Raw genomic sequence first — 23245 nt, forward strand, 5'->3', positions numbered from 1 at the left:
CCAACCTGTATCTCAATGACCTAGACCATGCCGTCCCTGAGCGGACGCAAAACCAAGCCGTGATGGTGCGCTACGCCGACGACTTTGTAATCTGCTGCCGACCCGGCAAAGGAGAACAAATCCAAGCACGCGCCAAGCGCTGGCTGGAGAGCCGAGGTCTGAAGCTTAACGAAGAGAAGACCAAGCTGGTCAACATCCGAGCGCAACACGCGAAGATGAACTTCCTGGGCTTCACGATCAACTGGCGAACCAGTCGGCGCACACGGCGAAATTACCCACATGTCGAGCCATCGGCGAAGAGCCAAGCGAGCCTTCGAGAGAAAGTGCGCGAGGTGATCAACCGCAGCACGACATGGCGGGGGGCGAGTGAAGTGGTGGCAGAACTCAACGTCAAGATCAGGAGCTGGAAGGGGTACTATTACTATGCCAACAGCAGTGAAGTGTTTGGCGAACTGAACCGGTATGCAAGTGCGCGCCTAGCCCGATGGCACTGGCGCAAGCATGCAGGACGAGGCAGCCTGTGGAAAGAACACAAACCGGAGGAACTTGTGAAGCGCTATCGGCTCTATCAACTGCCGCTCAAAGTGGCAAGGCGCACATAATGGCCTCTGATGAACAAAATTCGGAAAGCCGGATGCGGGAAAACCGCCCGTCCGGTTTGATGAGGGGCAGGGGAGCTGCGGCTCTCCTGCCTACTCTACTCAGCTCGATCCCTCTCCTGGCGGGCAGCCAATTCAGCAGACCTGCGGCTCAATCACGTCACAGCGGCCTGCGATGAGGGATAGGCAGGCAATGCTGCGATCCTGAAGCGGGTAGGTTTGGGCACCGGTGAACTGTGCTGCTTTGTCAGATGGGAAGGATGGGGTCAGGGCGGTGTCGAAGGCGATCTGCCAGCGGGTGTCTTGCGTGCCTGGCAGCACAAATGGGTGTGCTTGGGTGCCGTTGTTGAACAACAACAACAGCGGCCGTGAGGAACCGTCATGCGCATCCAGCAGCGCGCCGAAATGCCAGCGGGAGTCGTTGTGCCATTCCTCGTGGCAGAGCAGGGTGCCGTCGCCTTCGAGCCAGGCGACATCGCGCAGGCCGGTGTTGGGATTGAGTTTGCCGTCGAAGTAGGTGCTGCGACGCAAGGCGGCGAGGCTGCGGCGGAAGGCGGTCATGCGGCGGGTAAAGTCCAGCATGCCTTCGTCACAGCGGCTCCAGTCGAGCCAGGTGAGGTCGTTGTCATGGCAGTAACCGTTGTTGTTGCCACGCTGGGTGCGGCCGCGTTCGTCACCGGCTGTGAGGAAGGGGACGCCAAGGGAGCACATCATGGTGGCGATCATGCCGCGGCGCAGTTTTGCGCGCTGTTCCACCACTTTGGGGTCAGCACTCGGGCCTTCCACACCGCAGTTGCTGCTGTGATTGTTGTCGTCACCGTCGCGGTTGTCCTCGCGATTGGCCTCGTTGTGCTTGCGCTCGTAGCTGACGAGGTCGAGCAGCGTGAAGCCGTCGTGCGAGGTGAGGAAATTGATGCTGGCCAGCGGCGGCCGCTGGTTCCAGCCATAAATGTCCTGGCTGCCGCAGAAGCGCTTGGAAAATTCGGCGGTGCTGCCGCGATCACCACGCCACCAACTGCGCACGGTGTCACGATATTTGCCGTTGAGTTCACGCCAGGGCTCGGGGAACTGGCCGACTTGGTAGCTGTCCTCGCGCGAGATGTCCCAGGCCTCGGCGATGAGTTTGACCCGCGCGAGCACCGGATCCTGTGCCACCGCGCTGAGGAACTGCGATTTCGCATGAAAGCCGTCGATCTCATTGCGTGCCACCGTCACGGCCAGGTCAAAGCGGAAGCCATCCACGTGCATCTCCGTGACCCAGTAGCGTAGGCTGTCGAGAATGAGCCGCAGGGCAGGGGTGCTGGCGGAATCGACCGAATTGCCACAGCCGGTGACGTTGATGTAGCCCGCACCTTGCTCGCTGTAGTGATGACGGTAGTAGCTGTGGTCATCCAGGCCGCGAAACATCAGCGAGGGGCCGTGCTCGTTGCCCTCGGCGGTGTGATTGTACACCACATCCAGGATGACCTCGATGCCGGCGGCATGCAGCGCCTTCACCATGGATTTGAATTCGCGCACTTGTTCTTGGGGATCGTGCGCGGCGGCGTAGGTGCTGTGCGGTGCGAAGAAGCCGATCGTGTTGTAGCCCCAGTAGTTCGTGACACCGCGGCCCAGCAGGAAGCCGTCATCGAGATGCTGGTGTATCGGCAGCAACTGCACGCTGGTGATGCCGAGATCACGCATATAGGTGGTGATGGCGGGATGTGCGAGACCCGCATACGTGCCACGCAGTTTGGCAGGAACGGCAGGATGCGTTTGGGTGAAGCCCTTCACGTGCATCTCGCAGATCACCGTGTCGCGCCATGGCACACGCGGGGCGGCGTCACCTGACCAGTCGAAGGATTCGTCGATCACGACGCTTTTCAGCGCCTTCGCGCCATTGTCGATGCTGCCGGGTGCATGGAACGGATCCGGCTCGGTGCGCATGCTCTCCGCTGCGTCCGGCACACCGTGAATCGCGCGTGCGTAAGGGTCGAGCAGCAGCTTCTTCACATTGAAACGCATCGCGTTTTGCGGCAGCCATGGTCCGTGCGCCCGGTAGCCGTAGAGCGTACCTGGACCGGCTGTGCGTACTGTGGCGTGCCATAAGTCACACTCGCCGCGCTGCATGCGCACGCGGGCGGTTTCGCGTGTGGCATTGCTGCCATCGTAGAGGCACAGGTCCACCGCTGTCGCATAGCGTGAATGCACCACAAACTGGGTGCCGTTCGGCGTCATGGTGACGCCCGGTGCCAGCGGATGGTCGCTGGTCTCGAAGGAAACAGGGGCGGCGGCGGGGAGCACGTCCGGCTTAGCGGTGAGGGGGGGCGTGCGGGCAAATTTTCGTTTCCAGCTAGGCAGCAAAGGTCGCATGAGAGCTATCACGCACAACGTTTGCCATGCCGCCATGAAATATCGCCCGCGTGCCCGCCTTTTTCTGCTGCTCCACACCCTGCCGGTGCAGGCGGTTGCCCCCCGCCGCTCTCGCACGTTTTGAAACAGCCATCCAGGCCTTCGAGGCCGAGGATCAGGCCAAAGCGCCACCGCAGGAGGTGACGTTGTGGAAAGAGATCGTGGGATCGCTGCTGAAGTGACGACTGATCCCAGCGTGGTTGGTGCATAAAATGCGACCGCCTGCATGAAGCCGACGGCAAATTCGTTGGTTCAGCCCCCCAATGTTCATGCTACAAGCTCACCTCAAACGTGCGTCGTTGCTTCTCATGCTGCTCGCAGGCAGCACGATGGCCGCCGACATCGAAATCACCGAGACGCTTCAGCTTCCCGAGTGCCATAGCATTGGCTGGGTGCGGGCGAATGCGGACGTGAAAGGACAAGGCGCGGGCAACTTCATCCTCGATGAAGCCAAATGGGGCACGCCCGCAGCGAATCAGGTCATCGAGCAGCATTGGGACTGGAACCTCAGCGATGCGCAGTGGGCCGAAGCCGTGAAGCAGAAAGGCGAAGGCAAAAAGGAGGACGTGAAGTTCGACCTCTGGTTGCCTGAGGGCATCGGCACTGCCCGTGGCATCGTCATCATCTCCGGCCACGGCAGCGGCGAGACGCTCTTTAAGCATCCCGAACTGCGAAAGATCGCGCGTGAGCTTCGACTCGCGATTTTCAAGTTCGTCGGCAATCCCATGCAGCGCGGTTTCTGGCCTCGCAGTCTCCTCGATCATCGCATCGCGGCCTTCGCTGAAAAAGTGCAGCATCCCGAGCTCAATCACGCACCTCTCTTTCTCTACGGCCACTCAAACGGCACCGGCTTCTCCGCCATCTATCCGGCTGTCGAAGGCTCACGCGTCTGGGCCTGGGTTTCCATGCGTCCAGGAACCTCCTTCCAAGTGTATCAGCCCAAAGCCGCAAAGACTCCCGGCATGGTCATCTTTGGCGAGGACGATCCCTTCTTAGCTCGTCCGTCCAAAGAGCAAAACCTGGCCGTTGTCGAAGCCATGCGCCAAAAACACGCGGCGCTCTGGCTTTACGCTGTTGAGCCAAAGACGGGTCACGGTCCCGGCGAGAAAACCTGGCCGCTCGTCTTCTCCTTCCTGCGCCACAGCTTCGCCGCCCGAGTGCCTGCCGATGCTGATCCTGCCAAAGGCCCGGTGAAACTCACCACGCTCAAAATTGAAGCCGGTCATCTCGGCCAAAACTGGAACGCTGCAAAAGGCGGCTACCAAACGTTGCCCATCGCGCCCACCGTCGACTTCACCGGCGACAAATCCACGGCCTCCTGGCTCCTCAACGCCGCCTTTGCCGCCGACTGGCAAACCTTCCAACGCGATGGCCAGCTCGCTAAATAATCTCACCTCCAACCACTATGAAACTCACCCTCGCCCTATTCGCATCCCTCAGCGTCTCCGCTCTCGCACTCGATCCTCACGTCGAAGCCGTCACCCGCATTGTCGAAGCCGCCAGAGGCAAAGTCGAGAAGACCGAAGACGGCCAGAGCCTCAAACTCGTCGATCTCCAGGTGCCAAACGCAGGCCCGCACGACCATCGCAAAGACGATCCGTATGACGCGGCCTTCTTCGAGCACCTCAGCCACATCACCACGCTGGAGTCGCTGAACATCATCTCCACCAAAGCCAACGACGAATGGATCGCGCCACTCGGGAAGCTCACGAACCTCAAAACACTGCGCTTCACCAATAACGGCAAACTCACCGATGCCGGCATGGCGACCTTTGCAGGCCTCAAAAATCTCGAAACCTTCTCCTTCGTCGGCACCGCCATCACTGGCAAAGCTTACGCTCAATGCGCAGACTGGACCAAAGTCATCAAAGTCAGCCACCGTGGTAGCAGCATCAACGATGAAGGCCTGAAGGAACTCTGCGACCACCTGCCCAACCTCGAAAGCATCAGTCTCGCCCACGCGAAGTTCACCGACGCTGGAGCGCCCAACCTCGCGAAGCTCACGAAGCTCAAGGGCCTGGAGGTCGGCACCTCGAATGCGACACCACAGGCCTTGGTTCACCTCGCAAAGCTCCCGCTGGAGTCCTTGCAACTCGGTGAAGGATTCGACTCCATAGAGTGCATCCCAATGATCAAAGGCATCGCCACGCTGCGCCGTCTCACCTTGACCAATGCCACGAAGCTGACCGATGCCGAGCTGAAGACCGTCGCGGGCCTCACACAGCTCGAACATCTCGAACTCAGCAAAGTGCCGCTTCCTGATGAGCGCCTCACCGTGCTCGCTGACTTTGCCTTCCTCAAGTCCATGCGCCTCGTGCCGGTGAAAGAGCCGTTCAGCGACGAAACGCAGGCGAAGATCAAAGCGCTGCTGCCCAAGACCGCACTCACGTTCAAGTGAGCCTACTCACATGCTCACTCGCACATTCGTTCTACTCACGGCGCTCAGCTTTCTCGTTCAGCCAGCCACATTTGCCATCGAGGCAGCGCTTCTCGATCAAGCCGCCTTCACGCAATGGGTCGCAGGCAATGAAACACCGATGCCGGATGCGCCTAAGTCGGTGGTATGGACCGAGAAGGACATACCCGACTGGCGCGGAGCGAAGTTTGGCAGTGGTCGCGAAAGCGGCGTGCGGCATCTGCGCATCGGCTTCAATAAACCAGTAACCGTGGGCAGCGTGCTGGTCAGCGGCGGCGGTTCGTTGAGCGTGCTGAAAGCGAGCGCGAGTTATCCAGGCAATCTCGCCGATGATTCGCAATGGCTGCCTGCGGACCGACTCATGCATGGCGCGACGACACATGCCGAGGTGCTGGAGGGCAATTTCGGCCTCTGGGTGTTGCCGCCGGGCACGGAGACTCGGGCGCTGCGATTCAGTCACCAGCCAGCGCCGGGAGATCGTGAGATGACGGGTGTGCTCGGCGGTGTGTGGCTGATGAATGAACGCATGGGCAACGTCGCGCCACAGGCGCTCGTGCAGGCGCGATCACGCGATGATGTGTCCGCGAAGCTCGTGGATGAATCCAACAACCGCATGTGGCAGGCCTGGGACAATGGCGAGGACGGCGTGGCGCTTCCTGTGACAGCGGAGCATCCCGAAATCGTGACGCTGACTTGGCCGAAGGCGGTCAGGATGCGCGATGTCTGCCTGCTGTGGACCGGATTCCAGTCTTGCGAGATCGACGCCTTCACTGGAGCGGATGATGTGAGTATTCGCGAGGCACCGGCAGCGAACTGGCAACGTGTTGGCAAAGGCGAGCGCCTGGAAGCCCATTATCCGCGGCCACTCGCGCCACAGTGGGTTCCTTTTGAAAACGAGGTCACCACTCGTGCCCTGCGACTGCGCATCACGAGCGGCGTGAAGTCCACGCATCCGCACCTCGATAGCAAAGTAAAAGAAGGCCGTCGCGTATGGCTGGGCGAGTTGATTGCACTGGTGCCGCTCGGCGATGCGGCGCTTACAAGCATCGTCTTGCCAAAGACCCGCGAGGAATCGCCGCCGATCCCGGTGAAGTTTACGCTGCCGGAGGCCGGACTCGTCACGCTGGTCATCGAAGACCTGCAAAACAAACGCGTGCGCAATCTCGTCAGCGAGACGCCTTTTCCCGCAGGCGAAAACATCGCGTGGTGGGACGGTAGCGATGATCTGCTGCGCGATCCCGAAGCCGCGAAGCACGGCGTCTATCACATCCCCACGCGTCCCGTTGCGCCTGGCAGCTACAAGGTTCGCGGTCTGTGGCACAAGCCAGTGAAGCTGCACTACGAGTTCAGCTTCTACAGCGCGGGCAAGCCTGCTTGGCCCACCGCTGACAACACCGGCTGCTGGATGACCACACACACGCCACCATCGAGCATGGCCTTCGTTCCAGGCACTCGCACGGCGGATGGACAACCGCTCATCTTCATAGGCGCGTATGTCGCCGAGGGCGGCCATGGCTTGCAGTGGCTGCGCGAGGACGGCACAAAGGTCGGCGGTCAGCATTGGGTTGGCGGCACCTGGACTGGCGCACCTACGCTCGCCGTCGATTCCGGTGCGAAACACATCGCTGATCATTTTTGCTACGTCGGCTCCGTCTGGGATGGCGAACTGCGCCTCACCGCGAAGACGAGCAAGCTGGAGGACAAACCCATCTTCCAAACCCAGCTCGGCACCGATTCACGCATCAAGAAGCCCAGCGATGGAGAAAAGCCGCCCGTGCTCGAAGGCTTTGATGGTGGCGACAAAGTTTTCGTGCTCAGCGGCATCGCCGCTCACGATGGTGTGATCGTTTGCTCGATGATCCGGCAGAATGAGCTGATCTTTGTCGATGCAAAAGCTGGCAGCATCATCAAGCGAGTGCCCATCGACAATCCGCGCGGCGTCACCTTCGATTCTTCCGGCAAGATGCTCGTGCTCAGCGGCACGAAGTTGCTGCGCGGCGCGGAGACGCTGATTACCGGCTTGGATGATCCGCGTCATGTCGCCACCTCTACGAACGGGGAGATTTACATCACGGATCGCGGTGCATCTCATCAGTTGAAGGTCTTCTCGGCGAACGGCAAATTTTTGCGTGCCATCGGCAAGCCCGGCGCTCCTGCCATTGGCGACTATGACCCGCTGCACCTCAACAATCCGAACGGTCTCGCCTTGGATTCACAGGGGCGTGTATGGGTCGCGGAGTCTGACAACTTCCCGCGTCGCGTGTCCGTGTGGCAGGCGTCAGACAAGTCTGACCAGTCCGCCGCGTCCGACAAAGTCCGACTCATCCGAACCTTCTACGGCCCCACTGAGTATGGAGGCGGTGGCGTGCTCGATCCGCGTGATGCGAACAAGTTCTTCTACAAAGGCATGGAGTTCGCGCTCGATTGGAAAACGGGCACGGATCAGTTGAAGCGTGTCTTCGCACGGCCTGATCCCTTGCTCGAAGCACACGGCGGTCACTTCTCGCCAGACACGCCGTTGTATCCATCGCAACGCAGAGGCGAGCGCTACTTCACAAGCTGCTTTACGCACAATCCCACCGGCGGCGACAATGCCGCCTTCATCTGGCGAGATGATGGCAAAGTCGCACATCTCGTCGCCGGACTCGGCAGCGCTCATGCCTGGGAGTTGCTGCGCACGCCGGAATTTCGCTCCGTCTGGCCGCAAGGCACGAAACCCGAAGACGAGAACCCGAATCCCGACAAGCACGCGACCTTTGCCTGGTCCGACACCAGCGGCGACGGCAAACCGCAGCCTGATGAAGTGAAGATGATCAAAGCGCCTTCGCGTGGCGTGACCGTGACGAACGATCTCGCGATTCTCATTGCTCGCTTCGATGACATGACGGCGAAGTTTGCCCCGACGAGCTTCGATTCACGCGGCGTGCCGCTCTATGAGCTAAAACCCGAGAAGATTGGCCCCGCAGGCGGTCAGCCGCCATCCAGCGGCGGCAATCAAGCGCTGCAAACTCAAGATTGGACGCTCACGACGAATGCGGCAGCGCCCTTCTCGCCCCACGGCATCGGCGGCATGTTCAAAGGTGAGCCGCGCTGGAGTTATCCGAGCGCGTGGCCAGGCTTGCACGCGAGTCATGAAGCAGCGGTGCCGGATCGTCCCGGCATGGTCGTCGGTCACACGCGCTTGCTTGGCGACTTCATCCAAGGCAAGGCCGGGCCGATGTTCTGCATCAACGGCAACATGGGAAACATGTATTTGTTCACCGCCGATGGCTTGTTCGTGAGCACCTTCTTCCACGACATCCGTCTGCGGCCAAACTGGGCCGCGCCCGTCGCCACACGGAACATGGACGTGACCGATGTCTCGCTGCACGACGAGAACTTCTGGCCCAGCATGACGCAGACACCCGATGGCAAGGTCTTCCTCATCGACGGCGGTCGCACCAGCCTCGTACGCGTCGATGGGCTCGATTCGATCCAGCGGTTGCCGGATCAAACCATCACCGTCACTGCCGCCGATCTCGACAAATCACGCGACTGGTTCGCCCGCGCCGAGATCGCACGGCAAAAAGCCCGTGGCACCGGCATCCTCAGCGTGCCGATGCGCCAGCAAGCGCCAATCGTCGATGGCAAGCTCGACGACTGGCCCGCGACGACCGATTGGGCCTCCATTGATCGCCGTGGCATCAAGGCCAACTTCAACAGCGACTCCAAGCCCTACGAAGTCAGCGCATCACTCGGCATCGCGAGTGACCGCCTCTTCGCCGCCTGGTGCACCACCGAAAAAGATCTGCTCGCGAACAGCGGCGAAACCCCGAACGCGCTTTTCAAAACCGGCGGCTGCCTCGATCTCATGCTGCAAACCGACACCGACCAGCGGTTGCTCGTCACGCTCATCAAAGGCAAGCCTCGCGCCGTGCTCTATCGTGCCAAAGTCCCCGGCACCACGCAGCCGGTCAGCTTTAGCAGTCCATGGCGCAGCATCAGCATTGACGTTGTCGAAGACGTGACCGCAAGCATCACCTTCGCCACTGACAGCGCTGGCAACTACGAGATCAGCGTTCCTCTAACCATCCTGCATTGGCAGCCCAAGGCTGGCGATGAAGTGCGCGCCGACATCGGCGTGCTGCGCGGCGCGAACTTCCAGACCACACAGCGCATCTACTGGTCCAACAAAGCCACCGCCATCACCGCCGATGTCCCCAGCGAAGCTGAGCTGACACCCAAACTCTGGGGCAAGTGGCGCATCACTGCCGAGTAATACCCAACCAACATCACGATGAATCGACTTCAGCTCGTTCTGCTTTGTCACGCACTTACTCTCAGTGGGCTCATCGCCGCTGAGTCAGAATCCATCGGCGTGCCTGTGGGCTATCAACTCCCGACGACGGGGCCGTTGCCGCAGACGTATCGCGTCACGCTGGCCATCGTGGATGCGCAGAAGCCGGACTGGATCATCAGTCAGTTCGCGGCGGGCGTGGTGCGCACGGTGACGGCGGAGAATGGCGGCAAGTTCTCCGAGGTGTGGAATGGCCTGGATGACAACTTCATGCCCGTGCCGCCGGGAACGTATGGCTTGAAGGGCATCTACATGCCTGCGGCGAAGTGGGCGGTGGATGGCGAGCATCACTCGATCACGCCGCGTTATGTCACCAGCGCGGACGCCTGGCGGGCGCTGCCGGGTGAAGCAAAGCTGCCGATCGTGGTGGGTGATCCTGTGAACAGCCCCATCGGCGATGTCGATGTCGGGGCCAATGGCATGGGCGTGTTTTGCTATCAGTATCTGGAGAACTCACGGAACTTTTACGCGGCGGATTTCAACAAGCCGATCAACTACGATCAAGCCACGCTCGGCTACAACTCCGGCGGTGCCGCAGGGGGCAAGGCGGTGACCACCGATGGCATCACCTCATGGTGCAGCGAGAGCGAGGGATTCGTCTTCCGCACCGATGGGAAGAAGTTTGGCAATGAGGATGGTCGCTATCGCAAAGGCGTGCATCAGCAGGAGGGCAAGGTCACCGCGCTGGCAGCGTGGCGTGATGCGACGGCGGGTAAATCGTTTGTTTATCTGGCGGAGCGTGGACGCCTCGTCAGGGATGAGAAGCATTGGCATTCGCCCACGGAGAGCTCGACGGACATGGTGAATCAAATCATCGTGCTCGATGGCGAAACGGCGGAGCGCGTTGCAGCGGTGCCAGTGACCGAACCGCTCGGTGTCGTGGCACGCTGGGGTGATCGGCTGTGGGTGTTGCACAAAGACGGTGATGGCTTTGCGGTCAGCGCCGCCGCATTGAAGGCCGGAGTGCCTGAGCCCGTGCTCAAACGAGTGTTCAAAGTGCCTGCGGGCATCACGCCCGATGATCTGGAAGTGGATAGCCACGGGCGCATTTACCTGGCCGATGCCAAGGCGAATAAAGTGACGCAGCATTCAGCCAGCGGGGAACTGCTGCGCACCTTTGGCAAGCTCGCGGCGCAGCGCGCCGGCAGCTACGATCCCGAGTCGTTCATGTCGCCGGAGAAGCTGTCGTGCTGGCGCGATGCGGATGGAAAAGACCGCCTTGTCGTCGTCGAGCGGCATGGATTTGATCGCGTCAGTGAATGGAACGCGGATGATGGCAAGCTGACGCGTGAATGGCTCAGTGCGCAGACTTTTGCCAATGCGGGATATGCAGTAGATCCGCGCCATCCTGAGCAGCTTTACATGCAGGGGCATGGCGGCTGGTTGCTGCGCTTCCGGGTGAACTACCAGACAGGCGAGTGGCGTGCGGAGGCGGTGTGGCCGGATGTTTGCACCGGCCGCTTCGAGCACCGGCACTTCGGCTTTCCGCGCATGATTTACCGTGGTGACACGCGCTACCTCGCGTGGTCGCGTGGCAATTTTATCTATCGCGAATCTGGCGCCCGCTGGCTGCCATCGGCGGCAATTTTGACCGAGGGCGAGGGCAAGGAGCGCAAGCGCTACATGTGGCACGATGCGAACGGCGACGGCCAGGTGCAGGATAGCGAATACCAGCCGCATCTCACCATACCGCCGGCCAATCCGCGCTACTGGGGCGACTCGTGGCTTGATGATTTGTCGCTCGTGGCGATCCAGGAAGGCAGCGCGGATGTGTGGCGGCTCGCGCCCGAGTCCTTCGATGCGCATGGCAATCCGATCTACGCGGCGGACGGCTGGAAGAAGCTGCTGACCGACCCCGTGCTCGATGCGCGCAAGCAAGGCACCGCCACGGCGACCTTCGGCGGCAACGAGATCGGCGACCGCTTCTCCTCCGCGTGGGCGATGGTCGCAGGCACGATGCAGGACGGTTTTTATGTGAATGCACGCGGCCCTGATCTCGGCGCAAACTTCGGCGCGCAGCAGAAGCTCTCGCGCTATGTGCCAGATGGCAAAGGCGGCTAACAAATCGCGTGGCGCGTCGGACGCGTGGCCCTCCACGGCACGGCGGACGAGGGCGAGGTCTATGGCTCGATCCATGTGATGGCACCGATTGGCGGACTCATCACGCAGGTCGATCAATCGCGCATGGGCATGGTGCTTTACACCGAAGACGGCCTGTATGTGGACACGCTGTTCCCCGATGAACGCAGGACCGGCGGCAAGACCATGGGCTCCTACAACCTGCCCGGCGAGTTCTTCACCGGCTATTCCTTTGCCAACAAGGACGACGGCAAGGTCTGTCTCGCGCTCGGCAAGACCACGCCCATGATTTTTGAAACGGAAGGCTGGACGGCGAAGGGCAACCCCACCCAGCGCCTGGAGACGCTGCAAAAAACCGTGACCATCGCCGCGTCGCAGATCGCCGCCGCGCCCGAGTTCGCGCTGGCCGTGCGCAAGCAGCGCGGCGGCGGCACCACGGCGCGCGTGGCCTTGTTTGCGCCGATGCCCGGTGGTGGGCCTGCGCTCAATGGCTCCATGATCGGCTGGGAAGTGTGCGAGCCTGTCGCTTTCGCCGCTGATGCCAAACAAACCGTCGAAGTGCGCTGCGGCTTTGATCCTGCGCATCTCTACCTGCGCTGGCATGTGCGGCTGGGCCGGAAGTTTGACCCCAAGCCGCTCGAACCTGCCGAACGCATCTTCACGCATGATCGCGAGGCCGACACGATGAGCTTCTACATCCAGGGCGATGCTGCCGCGAAGCCTGCCAAGAACGCGAATGGCCGCGCTGGCGATGCGCGGTTCGTTTTCGGCCTGTTTAAAGACCAAGATCGGGTGAAGCCCGCCGCGCTGGCGATGCTGCCAAAATGGTTCGGCGCAGGCAAGCCCAGCCCGCTGACCTATCAAACACCCGCAGGCGGTGCGGCGGTCTTTGAGCACGTCGGCTTGCTCGCCACCGCCAAACTCGGCCACTCGATGGATGCCGATGGCGAAGGCTTCGTCATCGCCGCCGCCATCCCGCGTGCCAGCGTGCCGATGCTGCCCGCCTTCACCGGCGAGTTCCGCACGCAGGTCAATTTCGACGCCACCTTTGGCGGGCATAACCGCGTCTGGTGGGCCAATGCCGATGGCTCCGCCACACGCGAAACGTATGACGAACCCACCGAAGCGCGGCTCTATCCCGGCTCGTGGTCGCAGTCGAAATTTGAGCCCGTGAGCGTCCTAATCGTCCGCGCCTGGCATGCCATCGGCCCGTTTGGTTTCGCCAGCATAGCACAGCTTCATCATGGCAAAGACCGCCCCGAAATCACCCGCACCCTGGCCGCCACCGCCTTTCCGCCCGAGCAAGGCATCGACCTCAGCGCCATCTTCACCGGCGAGCAAACGCAGACGCGCAAAGCCGCCCGCACGCTCAAATGGAAGCCCGCCAGCATCAGTGGCGACATTGTCTCGTTCGACACCGTGCTCGGCTGGAAAGGTTACGAAGATGAAGGCAGCGCGTATTTGGTCACCTGGGTGCATTCGCCTCAAGCCGTGACCGTCAAACTCAAGCCGCTCGATGAACATCACGGTCATCACGCCGTGCGCATCTGGCTCAACGATCAAGCTCTGCCCAGCCTGCATCCCAAAGGCCGCAGCGCGAAGGATCTGAATCACACGTTCGACGCCACCCAGCCCGTCGAGCTGCGCGCTGGCTGGAACAAGCTGATGCTCCGCTATGACCAAGTCTGGGGCGGCAACCAAATCGGCCTCGCGGTGGACGTCGCTCCCGAAGTGCTGTGGTCATTGATGTTCTCTCCCACACCGCCCGCGAATTGAATCCCCATTTCCCGTGAAACAAACGCTCTTATTTTTTTCATCACCCTCCTGCTGCTCATTTCATCGCTTCACGCAGTCGAACTGGTCTTCCCAAAACTCGAAGATGCCAAACGCATCCACGGCGAACTCGTTAGCTGTTTTGCAGGCTTGACCTTGGGGCAGGAAATTCATCCAATCAGGGATATGAAACGAATTATCATCTCCCTGGTGCTGCTGGCCACGGCCTGCTTTGCCCAGAGCGCGAATTCCGCAGCGGACCAGGCGCAAGCTTTTGAAGCGACGACCACCGCCGGTGCCAAACTACGTTTTCCCGAAGACTACAAAGGCAAGATCGTCATGCTCGACTTCTGGGCGACGTGGTGCGGGCCGTGCATCGCCGAAGTGCCCAATCTCACGGCGGTTTTTGCCGATCTGAAGCCGAAGGGCTTCGAGGTGCTCGGCATCAGCCTCGACAACGAACGTACGCAGGACAAGCTGGCGCAGTTTACCAAGGACAAAGGCATGGTGTGGCCGCAAATTTGCGATGGCAAAGGCTGGGAGGCCGAATTGGGCAAACTCTACGGTGTGCGCGCCATTCCCGCCTGCTTTCTTGTCGATGGCACCACCGGCAAACTACTCGCGAAAGGCACCGAACTCCGCGGCGCATCACTGCGACCGACGATTGAAAAAGCACTCGGCCTTCCGCTGAGCAACACGCCACCTGTCGCCGCAAAAGCGGCCACGCCTGCCGCTCCCGCAGCACCACCTGCTCCGCCTGATCCATTGCTCGAAATTGCCGCAGAAGCAGTGAAGTCCGGCAAATTCATGCGGCATGATGCGGTGGTGGCGCAGATGAAGGCGCCGAAGCCAGGACAAATTGTATTGCAGCAGCCGCTGGATGAGCCGCAGTCTGGCCGCCAGATCGCCACGATGGCGCGTGAGGCCTACCTGCGTGCTGGATGGTATTACCGCTGCACGAAGTGCGACAAGATGCACCTCAATCTCGCCGGTGCTTATGCCGTGGCGCCGGATGTCGTCGCCACCGCCAATCATGTGCTCGAACCGCCGACGGCGTTGAAGGAGGGCTGGCTGATCCTCGCGGATGAACGCAATGAACTGCACGCCGCCACCGCCGTGCTGGCCTCGGATGCGCGCATGGATGCCGCGCTGGTGCGTGTGGCTGCTGGTGGCCTCAAGCCGCTCGCGTTGCGTGGCGATGCCGTGCAGGGTGAAAAAGCCTGGTGCTACAGCGATCCGCTCGGCAATCGCAGCTATTTCAGCGATGGCATCGTCAACCGCATCTACGCCAGCGGCGGCTCCAAGGATCCTGCCATGCTGCGCATGAACGTGAGCACCGACTGGGCGCAGGGCAGCAGCGGTGCCGCGATTTTGGACGACTCCGGCAATGTCATCGGCCATGTGGCCCGCATTCAGACTTTCCCACGAGCCACCAGCAGCAGCAATCGTCCCGTTCAGCAGCCCACCGGAACCACGCTGGTGCTGCATGAGGCCATCGCCGGCAAGGCCGTGCTGCAGCTTGTCGAAAGAACTAACGCGGCGGCGGCGAAGTGATGGGCCGGCGGGGGACTGATGCGGCGCATAAAAAGCGTCATGCCACGACCTCCAGCAGCAGCTTCTGGATGTTGTTCTTCCCTGACTTTGGAAACGGGCGCGGCATGGGTTGCGCGATGCCGTTGGCATCAATGGTGCGGCAGCGCAGTTCGTAGCTGCCGGGGGCGATTTTACGAGGTGCGGCGGTCCAGCGGCAGAGCGTGTGACGCAGGGGCCATTCGCGCGGCTGTTTCGTCTTGGGATCGAACTGCGCTGGATGCAGTGGTGCGGTGTTGAAGCCTGCAATCGCCATGCCATCGAAAGGCACGATCTGTGCATCCTGCCACGCGGCTTTGGTGAAGTGCGGATCGTTCGCGGGCAGCGGCTCCTTCACGTTGCGCAGCCAGAACTGCACTTGTTTCAGGCCGGAGATGCCGATCTGGGCGTTGCCGTGGATGGTGTAGGCGTCACTGGCGCTGATCTTGCCGGGCAGGTCGGCGAAGCGGGCGAAGGTCTTGAGCCAGGAGTTGATGTCGTTGTTGCCGTTGGCGTAAGTGTCGTCGGACTGGTGCGCGTTGGTGAAGCCGATGCGCTGAAGCCACTTCACCGATTTGAAGCCATAGGCCTCCGGCACGATCATGCGCACCGGGCCGCCGCGTTCGCCGGTGAGGAATTCGCCGTTGAGCTTGTAGCAGAGGATCACGGGCAGCTCGCCGGGCGGATCTTCAAAGATGCGGTTGATCGGCAGGTAGCACTTGAAGATCTGCTTCGGGTCTTCGTTGTGATGCCCGTGATACCAGACATGGCGCAGGTTTTCGACCGGGCCGCAGTGCCACAGCACATCGCGCAGCGGCACGCCCTCCCACAAACCGTGGCCGAGCGGATCGGCGAGGTTGTTGCAGGTGATGACCTTCAAGTAGCTGACCGCTTGCGTTTTCGCGATCTCCATCAGCTGATCGAACGTGAGCGCAGTGCCATCGGCACGCAGCATGGGGCGCTCGATTTTCGCATTGCTAGCGGCATCGGCGACGATTTCGAGCTGCCAGGTCTCGCGCAGCATGCCGATCTCGCGCTGTTTCTCGATGGGCAGCTTGTAGGGCAGCGGATTGCCGCGTTCGACGTTGTAAAAATCACCCGAAGGTGTGATGCAGCAGCCGCCATCCTCGCACACGGGACCGGCTTTCTTCCCGGCGGCGTGTGTTTCGGTGCCAGCGAACGCGGTGGCTCCTGCGGCTCCAAGTTTGAACAAGTCGCGGCGGCTGAACGATTTCGGTTTCATGGCGACAGATCAAACGGCCGCACCCTGGGTCACTTTGCTTTGAAAAAGCCGCGCTGCTTCTCGCTGATGGGTAGGCCGAGCTGCTCCATCACTTGAAGCATGTCCTCCCACACCGCACGCTTGGCCGCCATGCCACCGTTGAGTTTTTCTTCAAGCAGGAGGTGGGAGGGATGGTAGGTGACCATCGTGGGAATGCCGCTGGTGCGGTGAAATCGGCCACGCAGACCGCCCACGCTGCCGGAAATGCCGAGTCCTTCCGCTGCGGTGGGTCCGAGGGCGACAATGACCTGCGGCTTGATGAGATCGATCTCGGTGAGCACGAACGGCAGGCACGCACGCATCTCCGCAGCGGTCGGTTTGCGGTTGCTGCGGCTCTGGTCGTCTAACTCGGGGCGGAATTTGCAGATGTTGCTGAGGTACACCTGCGGACGGTCGAGTCCCATTGCCTTGAGGATGCCGGTGAGCTTCTGTCCGGCGGGACCGACAAACGGTTCACGCAGTGTCTCCTCCTCCGCACCGGGTGCTTCGCCGATAAACATCAAAGACGCATGCGGATCTCCCACGGCGAAGACCATCGTCTGCCGCAGGCTTTCCAGCGCACGTGCCGGCTCCCACGTCTCGGCCATCGTCCGCAGCGCGGCGAGTTTTGCTTCAATCGTGTCGCCTGTGACTTCGATTAGTTCAGCTTTCTTCGTCTCCGGCGGCGGAAGGTCGAGAATGCGGCGTGCTGCGGGCGCGGATTCCACCGCAATCGGCTTCGGTGGCTCCGGCTCGCGTGGTATGGGCTTGCGGCTGAGTCCCTGCGCCTTCGCCAACGCACCGGGCCGCAGCGCAATGTGCGTCGCACCTTGAAGCTGGCGCTGCTGCAGGTGCTGTTTGAGGAGAGTCGAAGCGGCTGACATGTGGGGAGAATGGCGAATGACGCATGAATGTCGAATGCGGAGATGGATATGCACACTGCTGCGCGGTGGTGAAGTTTAGCCTTTGCAATTGGCGGCGGAGTCTTAACATCCGCATCAACCATCCACTCACGCCATGAACCGCATCATCGCCGCCGTGCTCAGTGTGCTCCTCATCGTCGTCACCTGTGCCGCAGGAGCCGACAAGTCTAAATCGCCGAAGCTGCCGGAGTATCCGAAGCAGAAGAACATCAACACTGCCCTCAAGCAGCTCGCCAAGGCCCAAGAACTTGCCAAAGGCTCTGGCAAAGAGGTTGCCGACGCCCTCGTGTGGCTCAAAAAGGCCGAGATCCAATTGTCGAAGGACCGGGGCAACAAGCACGGTTCCTTCAAGGAATCGGCGCACCGTCTGACTGGTCAGGCGGCCAAGGATCTGGAGGGCGGTCTCAGTGACAAGGCCATGCACAACATCGAGGAAGCCATCGCCGCCACGCACAAAGCTGGCAAGGCCGGGGAGGATTGAGCTTCGTCACGCTCGGTGGCTCAGCCGAATCTCCATCCACACGGCGAGAATCAGCACGACGCCGCGAGCGATGAATTTGCGCTCCGGCGGCACGGCCATGGGTTCACCGGCCGCGCCAACGGCGCGCAGGAACCCAGCCCAGGGCCAAGGAGCCTTGGCGAGTGCCGCCCTGGGTCGGCGGAACCATCGACCTCATGGGACCGAAGGTCGCGCTCTAAAAGAGCGCAGGAAAGGCAGCGGCAGCTCTCCTGCGCTCTTGCAGAGCGCGATGACCTTGATCTTGATGGCCCCACGTTATCCCAGGGCTTTCGCCCTGGGCTGGAATCCAGCAGCCCTTCAGGCTGCTGCTGGCACACTTCACCGCACCCACTTCCCGGATGAACCCACATTTTCGTCCGCGCAGGATTTCACGGATGCTTCGCGGGTCGCGGCGCATGTCGAGCACGGCCACCACGGCGCTCACTCCTCGCTTCGAGACGCCGGTGCGCCCTGACTTTACCGACGAGTGGCGGACCTGCCCGCAGTGCTACAGCGTTGCAGGCGGAGGAGCGGAGGTCGCAGTGGTTTTTGTCTCCATGCTCTGCCCCCACTGCCGCTTGGCCCCTCTGCGGCAACGTCTCGTCTGTCAGTTAAGAGGTTGATTCGCCGACTGAAACAAGCGCGGATTCTTTGAGATCGTCTGCAAGGTAAAGTTCGCCCAGTCGCTCCACCCGTTCGATTAAATCCCCCAAGGAGGGTGCCAGGCCCGAAACCTTGGCCCAGATCAAGAGTCCGAGCGTGCCGGTGACTGACAGGCCCATCTGCCGTGCGACGGAGCGTCCTTTGAGTTCGTCGATCAGCAGCCAATCGGCCTTCAATTCCAGAGCAAGGGTGATGGCCTCAGACTCACCTGCGTCGAGTTTATCTCGCAGCTTTGCCACGGCGGCGGCGCTGCCAGCCATGCGGACTTGCAGCCAGCCCTCGGAGCGGGCGGCATCGAGTCGTGCCAAAGCGGCCGTGTTGCGCACCAGCCGCGATTCGTCCCAAACAGCCTGCGGTACAATGACAAGCGGCCAGCGGGCTTTGAGCAAGTCCAGTAAATCGCCAAGCGCCAAGGCTGTGAGCGGCGAGTTGTCAGTCACCACGAGCAAAGGCCAGATCCTCCTGCAGCATCTCCTGCGTGTATTGGCGTGGAATCTGCCGACGTGCCAGTTCATGCCAAAACTCGGGCCTTGAGATGCCGAGCATGGTTGCCGCATCACCACTGGAGACTCGGTTCCGCGCATAGAGCCCGCACACGGCCTCGATAATGAGGCTGCGTTCCTCACGCGGCTCCTCCTGCGCCAGCAAGCGTGCCAGGAGGTCCGGGATCTGAAGCGTCAGAGTCATGCGGCACATGCTATGATTTAACCCCTTATTGGCAAGCGCCAGATTCCGTGTGCCTTTGATCCCGACAAATGAGTCTCACCGTGCGCCTCACGCCCGGCGGCTCAGCCGCATGTCCATCCACACGGCGAGAATCAGCACGACGCCGCGGGCGATGAATTTGCGCTCCGGCGGCACGGACATGAGCGTCATGCCGTTCAGGAGGCACGCGATGATCAAAGCACCGAGCAGCACGCCCAGCACCGTGCCGCGTCCGCCGCGCAAACTCACGCCGCCGATGACGCAGGCGGCGACGGCGTCGAGTTCCATCAAATCACCCACCGTGGTCGTCGATGATCCGGCATATGCGGTCTGCATGAAGCCGGTGATGGCTACGATGGCTCCCATGCCGCTGTAGGCGGCGATGACCGTGCGTTTCATCGGTACACCGGAGACGAACGCGGCCTCGGTGTTGCCGCCGATGGCATACAAGTGCCGGCCGAGGCTGGTGTGCTGCGTGACGGTGTAAACAATCATCGTCACACCGCCGAGAATGAGCGAGGGCAGCGGAATGCCGCGAAACTGGCCGGTGACGAGCACGAACAACGCGATGGCTTGCGCGGTGATGAACAGCCGCATGAAGGCCATCTCTTTGCTGTCCACGGTGAAGCCGTGCTCGATGCGGCGCTTGCGGGCGCTGAGGGTGGTGAAGATCAAGGCAAGCACGAGCACAGCGGCGAGCATCCAGCCAAGATGCACCGGCAGATAATAGGTGGTGAGCAGCGAATACACATTGCTCTGGCCGCCGGGAGCAACGGGAACGGTGGCGTTGTCGATGACGAGCCAGAACAGGCCTTTGAAGATCAACAGTGCGCCGAGTGTGACGATGAACGACGGCATGCGCTCGCAGACGATGAACGCGCCCATGGCCATCCAGATCAGCACACCGCAGAGCAGTCCCAGGCCGAGCGCGGCGGGTGCTGGCAGGTGATGCTGAAACACCAGCACGCTCGCAATGCCGCCGAGCAATCCCACACCGCTGCCAGCGGACAAATCGATGTGCCCTGGTAGCAGGATGAGCAGCATGCCCATCGCCAGCGTGGCGGTGATCGAGAGTTCGGTGACGAGCATCGACAAATTGCGCGCGCCGAGGAACGCCGGCTCTTTAACAGCAAAGAATGCGCAGATCGCGAGTAGCGCGATGGCGATGGGGAGTTCGCGGAAGCGGAAGTTCACGGGTGAGGCGGATTTGACCGGGAAGAGATGGAAGAACTGAGAATGGAAGAACTGAGAATGGAGGAACTGAGAATGGCAAATGGCCTGAGAAAGCCCGGCGCGGCCATTCTGGAGCCATTTTCAGTTTTCCATTCCTTCATTCTCCATTCCTCCATTTCAGTTCTGGGAGGCGAGAATGATGACCAGGATGATCAGCGCGATCACACTGGCGATGGTGATCTTCACCCAGCTCAGCGGATACTCGCCACCGATCTTGCCGGTGGCGGCGTTGACGGCGACCTGGTAGTTTTTCGTGCCGTAGGTGTAAGTCAGCAGCCATACGGGCAGCAGCACGTGTTTGAAGGTCTGCGCACTGTATTCGGGAGCGATTTTCAGGTTGCGGTTCGTGTCGCCCGGAATCTGCGTGGTGCATTGCTGGCGCAGCAGATTGTCCATGCGGTTGCGCGAATCTTGTGCGGCCTCAATGAGATCGATTTGATACTGCTCAACGACCCAGCCGGAGAGATAACCGGGATCGTAGGGCAGCAGTTCCCGCGTGGTGGGGAAGGGCTGGAGTTTTTCCAGCAGGTTCGTATGCACGCCCTTCGAGGCAGGCACGAGCACGTCATCGAAGTCGCTGCTCACATGGCCGGCGGCGTGTTCCCAGCGCGTGTGGCGGGTGCGGTTCCCCTTGCTGTCAGTCGTGTAATAATAGTAGCCGGCCTCTGCCTCCCACGGGCACTCCGCATGCGCATCAAAGGTCCAGTAAGGCAGGTACAGGCCGTGCAGCGTGTCGGTGAGCGCTTTTTGGCCGAGTGCATTCGGCGCCCAGAAGTGGCTGCCATACCAGCGGCGGATGTCCTCACGCACCTGGCTCTGCGCGATCTTGAAGGGAAGCTGGCTGCCGGGACGGATCGGTGAGCCGACATCGTCCATCGCCATGATCGCGGGTGAGCCGCAGAAGTCGCAGTTCTGTGCCACGCGCTTTTCATCGAAGACCGAGATCGCATGGCAGCTCTGGCACTTCACCGTCTTGCGCACCGCCGCCCAGCCGCGCTGGTCGTCGGGAATGGCACGCAGTGCCGTGACGAGGTCATTTTCCTCCACCAGCGTGCCGTCGGTCTTCAGCTCGGCGGGAGAAACGGTGCTGCAGTACGGGCAGACGAGCGCGTGTTTCGACGGCGTCCACACGGCTTCAGCGCCGCACGCGGGGCAGGCGAACTTGGAGATGGCGGTAACTTCGGACATAGGAACAGGCGGGGTGGCAGTTGCGCACGATTAACCGGAAAAAACCGAAGCCTGTCCATTCCAAAAAACAGCGCGCAGCATTTTGCCTTGTCTTCGACCTGGGGTCTGCGCAAAATGTCGGCATGAGACTCCAACAACTACTCTCGATCAGCCTGCTTGCTTTAGCGACCGCCGTTTCCGCCGCCACCGTCAAAGACCGCGAGGGTGCGGTGCGTGATGAGAAAGCGAAGCTCGAAAACGACACGCGCTGGAACTGGAACGACATCGACGGCGGCTTTCGCCTGGCCAAGACGACCGGCAAGCCGCTGCTCGTGGTGCTGCGCTGCGTGCCGTGCATGTCCTGCGCCGGCATCGACGCCAGCGTGTTGCAGGAGCCGGAGCTGGTGCCGCTGCTGGACCAGTTCGTCTGCGTCCGCATCATCAACGCCAACGCGCTCGACCTCTCCCGCTTCCAGTTTGATTACGATCTCTCGTTTTCGGCGATCATGTTCAATGGCGATGGCACGATCTACGGCCGCTACGGCTCCTGGCTGCATCAAAAAGACCCGCTGAACAAGACCACCGCCAGCTTCAAAAAAGCGCTCACTGCCGCGGTCGCCATTCATCAAGGCTATCCGGCCAACAAAACGGCCCTCACCGGCAAACAGGGCGGCCCCACGCCTTACCAGACGCCGGTCGAGTTCCCCACGCTCGCCGCGAAGTATCAGAGCAAGCTCGACTGGGACGGCAAAGTCATGCAGAGCTGCGTTCACTGCCACATGGTCGGCGACGCCTTCCGTGCGCACTACCGCAGTCAGAACAAACCCGTGCCCGTCGAGTGGGTCTATCCGCAGCCTTCCATCGAAACACTCGGCATCACACTTGCCACCGATGACATCGCCAAAGTGGATGCCGTCGCCGCTGATTCACCTGCGGCTAAAGCGGGCGTCCAAACCGGCGACGTTTTCGCTTCAATCAATAGCCAGCCGCTCGTTTCCATCGCCGATGTGAGCTGGATTTTGCATCGTTCACCGGACTCGGGGTCGTTGCCCGCCATGATTCAGCGCGACGGCAAAGAAATCGCCCTCAACCTCGAGCTTCCCGCCGGCTGGCGCTTGAAATCCGACATCGGCAAACGTGCGGGCACCTGGCCGATGCGTGCGATGGCCTTCGGCGGCATGAAGATGGATGACATCGAGGACACCGAGCGCGGCACCCTCGGCCTCAGCAAGGATCAGATGGCGCTGCGCATCTTCCACGTCGGCCAGTACGGCGAGCATGCGAAGGCCAAGCAGGCGGGCTTCCTGAAAGACGACATCTTGGTCGAAGTCGGCGATTTGAAACAGCGCATCACCGAAAGCGCCATCATCGGCCACCTGCTGCAAGAGCACCTCCCTGGCGAACAACTGCCCGCCGTCGTGCTGCGCGGTGGAAAACGGGTGGAACTGAAGCTGCCGCAGCAGTGATGGAGCGAGCGAAGGGAATGCTTCTTCCCACTGTGAATGAGTGATGGATTTATGAAACTCTGGAGAAGCCGTCTTGCCCCTGTGCAGCCTTCCGGGTAGAGCCGCCCGGCAACGGGCTGCTCAACCCGGAAGGCTGCTTACCCGTTTCGCTGCCAGTCAATTCTC

Annotated in this window: 17 protein-coding genes; 10 read left to right on the forward strand and 7 right to left on the reverse strand. The window is 61.3% G+C overall.

The window, feature by feature from the left end; translation table 11 throughout:
- On the forward strand, positions 1–602 hold a 602-nt coding region (locus ACKVY0_RS09320; RefSeq protein WP_409214538.1), incomplete at its 5' end, for a group II intron maturase-specific domain-containing protein.
- 132 nt (positions 603–734) lie between these two features.
- Here ACKVY0_RS09320 and glgX read toward each other — a convergent pair.
- A complete protein-coding gene (gene glgX, locus ACKVY0_RS09325) occupies positions 735–2951 on the reverse strand; it encodes a glycogen debranching protein GlgX (protein ID WP_409214539.1) in 2217 nt (738 codons plus the stop codon).
- A gap of 95 nt (positions 2952–3046) precedes the next feature.
- Here glgX and ACKVY0_RS09330 point away from each other — a divergent pair, with 95 nt between their 5' ends.
- The 7 genes from ACKVY0_RS09330 (at position 3047) to ACKVY0_RS09360 (ending at position 15148) form a co-directional block, all read left to right on the forward strand.
- Positions 3047–3172, forward strand: coding sequence for a hypothetical protein (locus ACKVY0_RS09330; RefSeq protein ID WP_409214540.1), 126 nt, complete (start codon positions 3047–3049; stop codon positions 3170–3172).
- A gap of 87 nt (positions 3173–3259) precedes the next feature.
- Positions 3260–4378, forward strand: coding sequence for a hypothetical protein (locus tag ACKVY0_RS09335; protein WP_409214541.1), 1119 nt, complete (start codon positions 3260–3262; stop codon positions 4376–4378).
- Positions 4379–4395: 17 nt separating this feature from the next.
- Complete coding sequence (locus tag ACKVY0_RS09340; protein WP_409214542.1) at positions 4396–5388, forward strand: leucine-rich repeat domain-containing protein; 993 nt, start codon at positions 4396–4398, stop codon at positions 5386–5388.
- Between the two features lie 10 nt (positions 5389–5398).
- The gene (locus tag ACKVY0_RS09345) at positions 5399–9664 is read left to right on the forward strand and encodes a hypothetical protein (protein WP_409214543.1); all 4266 of its coding nucleotides are present in this window, start codon (positions 5399–5401) and stop codon (positions 9662–9664) included.
- An 18-nt stretch (positions 9665–9682) separates the two neighbouring features.
- Complete coding sequence (locus ACKVY0_RS09350) at positions 9683–11803, forward strand: hypothetical protein (RefSeq protein WP_409214544.1); 2121 nt, start codon at positions 9683–9685, stop codon at positions 11801–11803.
- A gap of 24 nt (positions 11804–11827) precedes the next feature.
- Positions 11828–13597 carry a hypothetical protein gene (locus ACKVY0_RS09355; RefSeq protein WP_409214545.1) on the forward strand — a complete coding sequence of 590 codons (1770 nt, stop codon included), beginning with the start codon at positions 11828–11830 and terminating at the stop codon, positions 13595–13597.
- 183 nt (positions 13598–13780) lie between these two features.
- The gene (locus tag ACKVY0_RS09360) at positions 13781–15148 is read left to right on the forward strand and encodes a redoxin domain-containing protein (protein WP_409214546.1); all 1368 of its coding nucleotides are present in this window, start codon (positions 13781–13783) and stop codon (positions 15146–15148) included.
- Positions 15149–15185: 37 nt separating this feature from the next.
- Here ACKVY0_RS09360 and ACKVY0_RS09365 read toward each other — a convergent pair whose 3' ends face one another.
- A complete protein-coding gene (locus tag ACKVY0_RS09365; protein ID WP_409214547.1) occupies positions 15186–16406 on the reverse strand; it encodes a molybdopterin-dependent oxidoreductase in 1221 nt (406 codons plus the stop codon).
- Between the two features lie 29 nt (positions 16407–16435).
- Positions 16436–17308, reverse strand: a complete 873-nt coding sequence (locus ACKVY0_RS09370) for a uracil-DNA glycosylase (protein WP_409214548.1) — start codon at positions 17306–17308, stop codon at positions 16436–16438.
- A gap of 133 nt (positions 17309–17441) precedes the next feature.
- On the opposite strand from ACKVY0_RS09370, the gene ACKVY0_RS09375 reads away from it, so the two are divergent.
- Positions 17442–17828: a hypothetical protein gene (locus ACKVY0_RS09375; RefSeq protein WP_409214549.1), complete on the forward strand. Its 387-nt coding sequence runs from the start codon at positions 17442–17444 to the stop codon at positions 17826–17828.
- Positions 17829–18457: 629 nt separating this feature from the next.
- Here the strand turns inward: ACKVY0_RS09375 and ACKVY0_RS09380 are convergent.
- The 4 genes from ACKVY0_RS09380 to ACKVY0_RS09395 form a co-directional block, all read right to left on the reverse strand.
- On the reverse strand, positions 18458–18949 hold the full coding sequence (locus tag ACKVY0_RS09380; protein ID WP_409214550.1) for a DUF3368 domain-containing protein: 492 nt from the start codon (positions 18947–18949) through the stop codon (positions 18458–18460).
- Positions 18942–19196 carry a UPF0175 family protein gene (locus ACKVY0_RS09385; protein WP_409214551.1) on the reverse strand — a complete coding sequence of 85 codons (255 nt, stop codon included), beginning with the start codon at positions 19194–19196 and terminating at the stop codon, positions 18942–18944. Before ACKVY0_RS09385 ends, ACKVY0_RS09380 begins: the two co-directional genes overlap by 8 nt.
- Positions 19197–19283: 87 nt before the next feature.
- Positions 19284–20408: a sugar ABC transporter permease gene (locus tag ACKVY0_RS09390; RefSeq protein ID WP_409214552.1), complete on the reverse strand. Its 1125-nt coding sequence runs from the start codon at positions 20406–20408 to the stop codon at positions 19284–19286.
- Positions 20409–20564: 156 nt separating this feature from the next.
- The gene (locus ACKVY0_RS09395; RefSeq protein ID WP_409214553.1) at positions 20565–21635 is read right to left on the reverse strand and encodes a zinc ribbon domain-containing protein; all 1071 of its coding nucleotides are present in this window, start codon (positions 21633–21635) and stop codon (positions 20565–20567) included.
- 122 nt (positions 21636–21757) lie between these two features.
- On the opposite strand from ACKVY0_RS09395, the gene ACKVY0_RS09400 reads away from it, so the two are divergent.
- Positions 21758–23080 (forward strand): Trx7/PDZ domain-containing (seleno)protein, encoded by a 1323-nt coding sequence (locus ACKVY0_RS09400; protein ID WP_409214554.1) that lies wholly within the window; start codon positions 21758–21760, stop codon positions 23078–23080.
- Positions 23081–23245 lie beyond the last annotated feature (165 nt).

This window comes from Prosthecobacter sp. (genome assembly GCF_046154365.1).
In the GTDB taxonomy this organism is placed as follows: Bacteria; Verrucomicrobiota; Verrucomicrobiia; order Verrucomicrobiales; family Verrucomicrobiaceae; genus Prosthecobacter.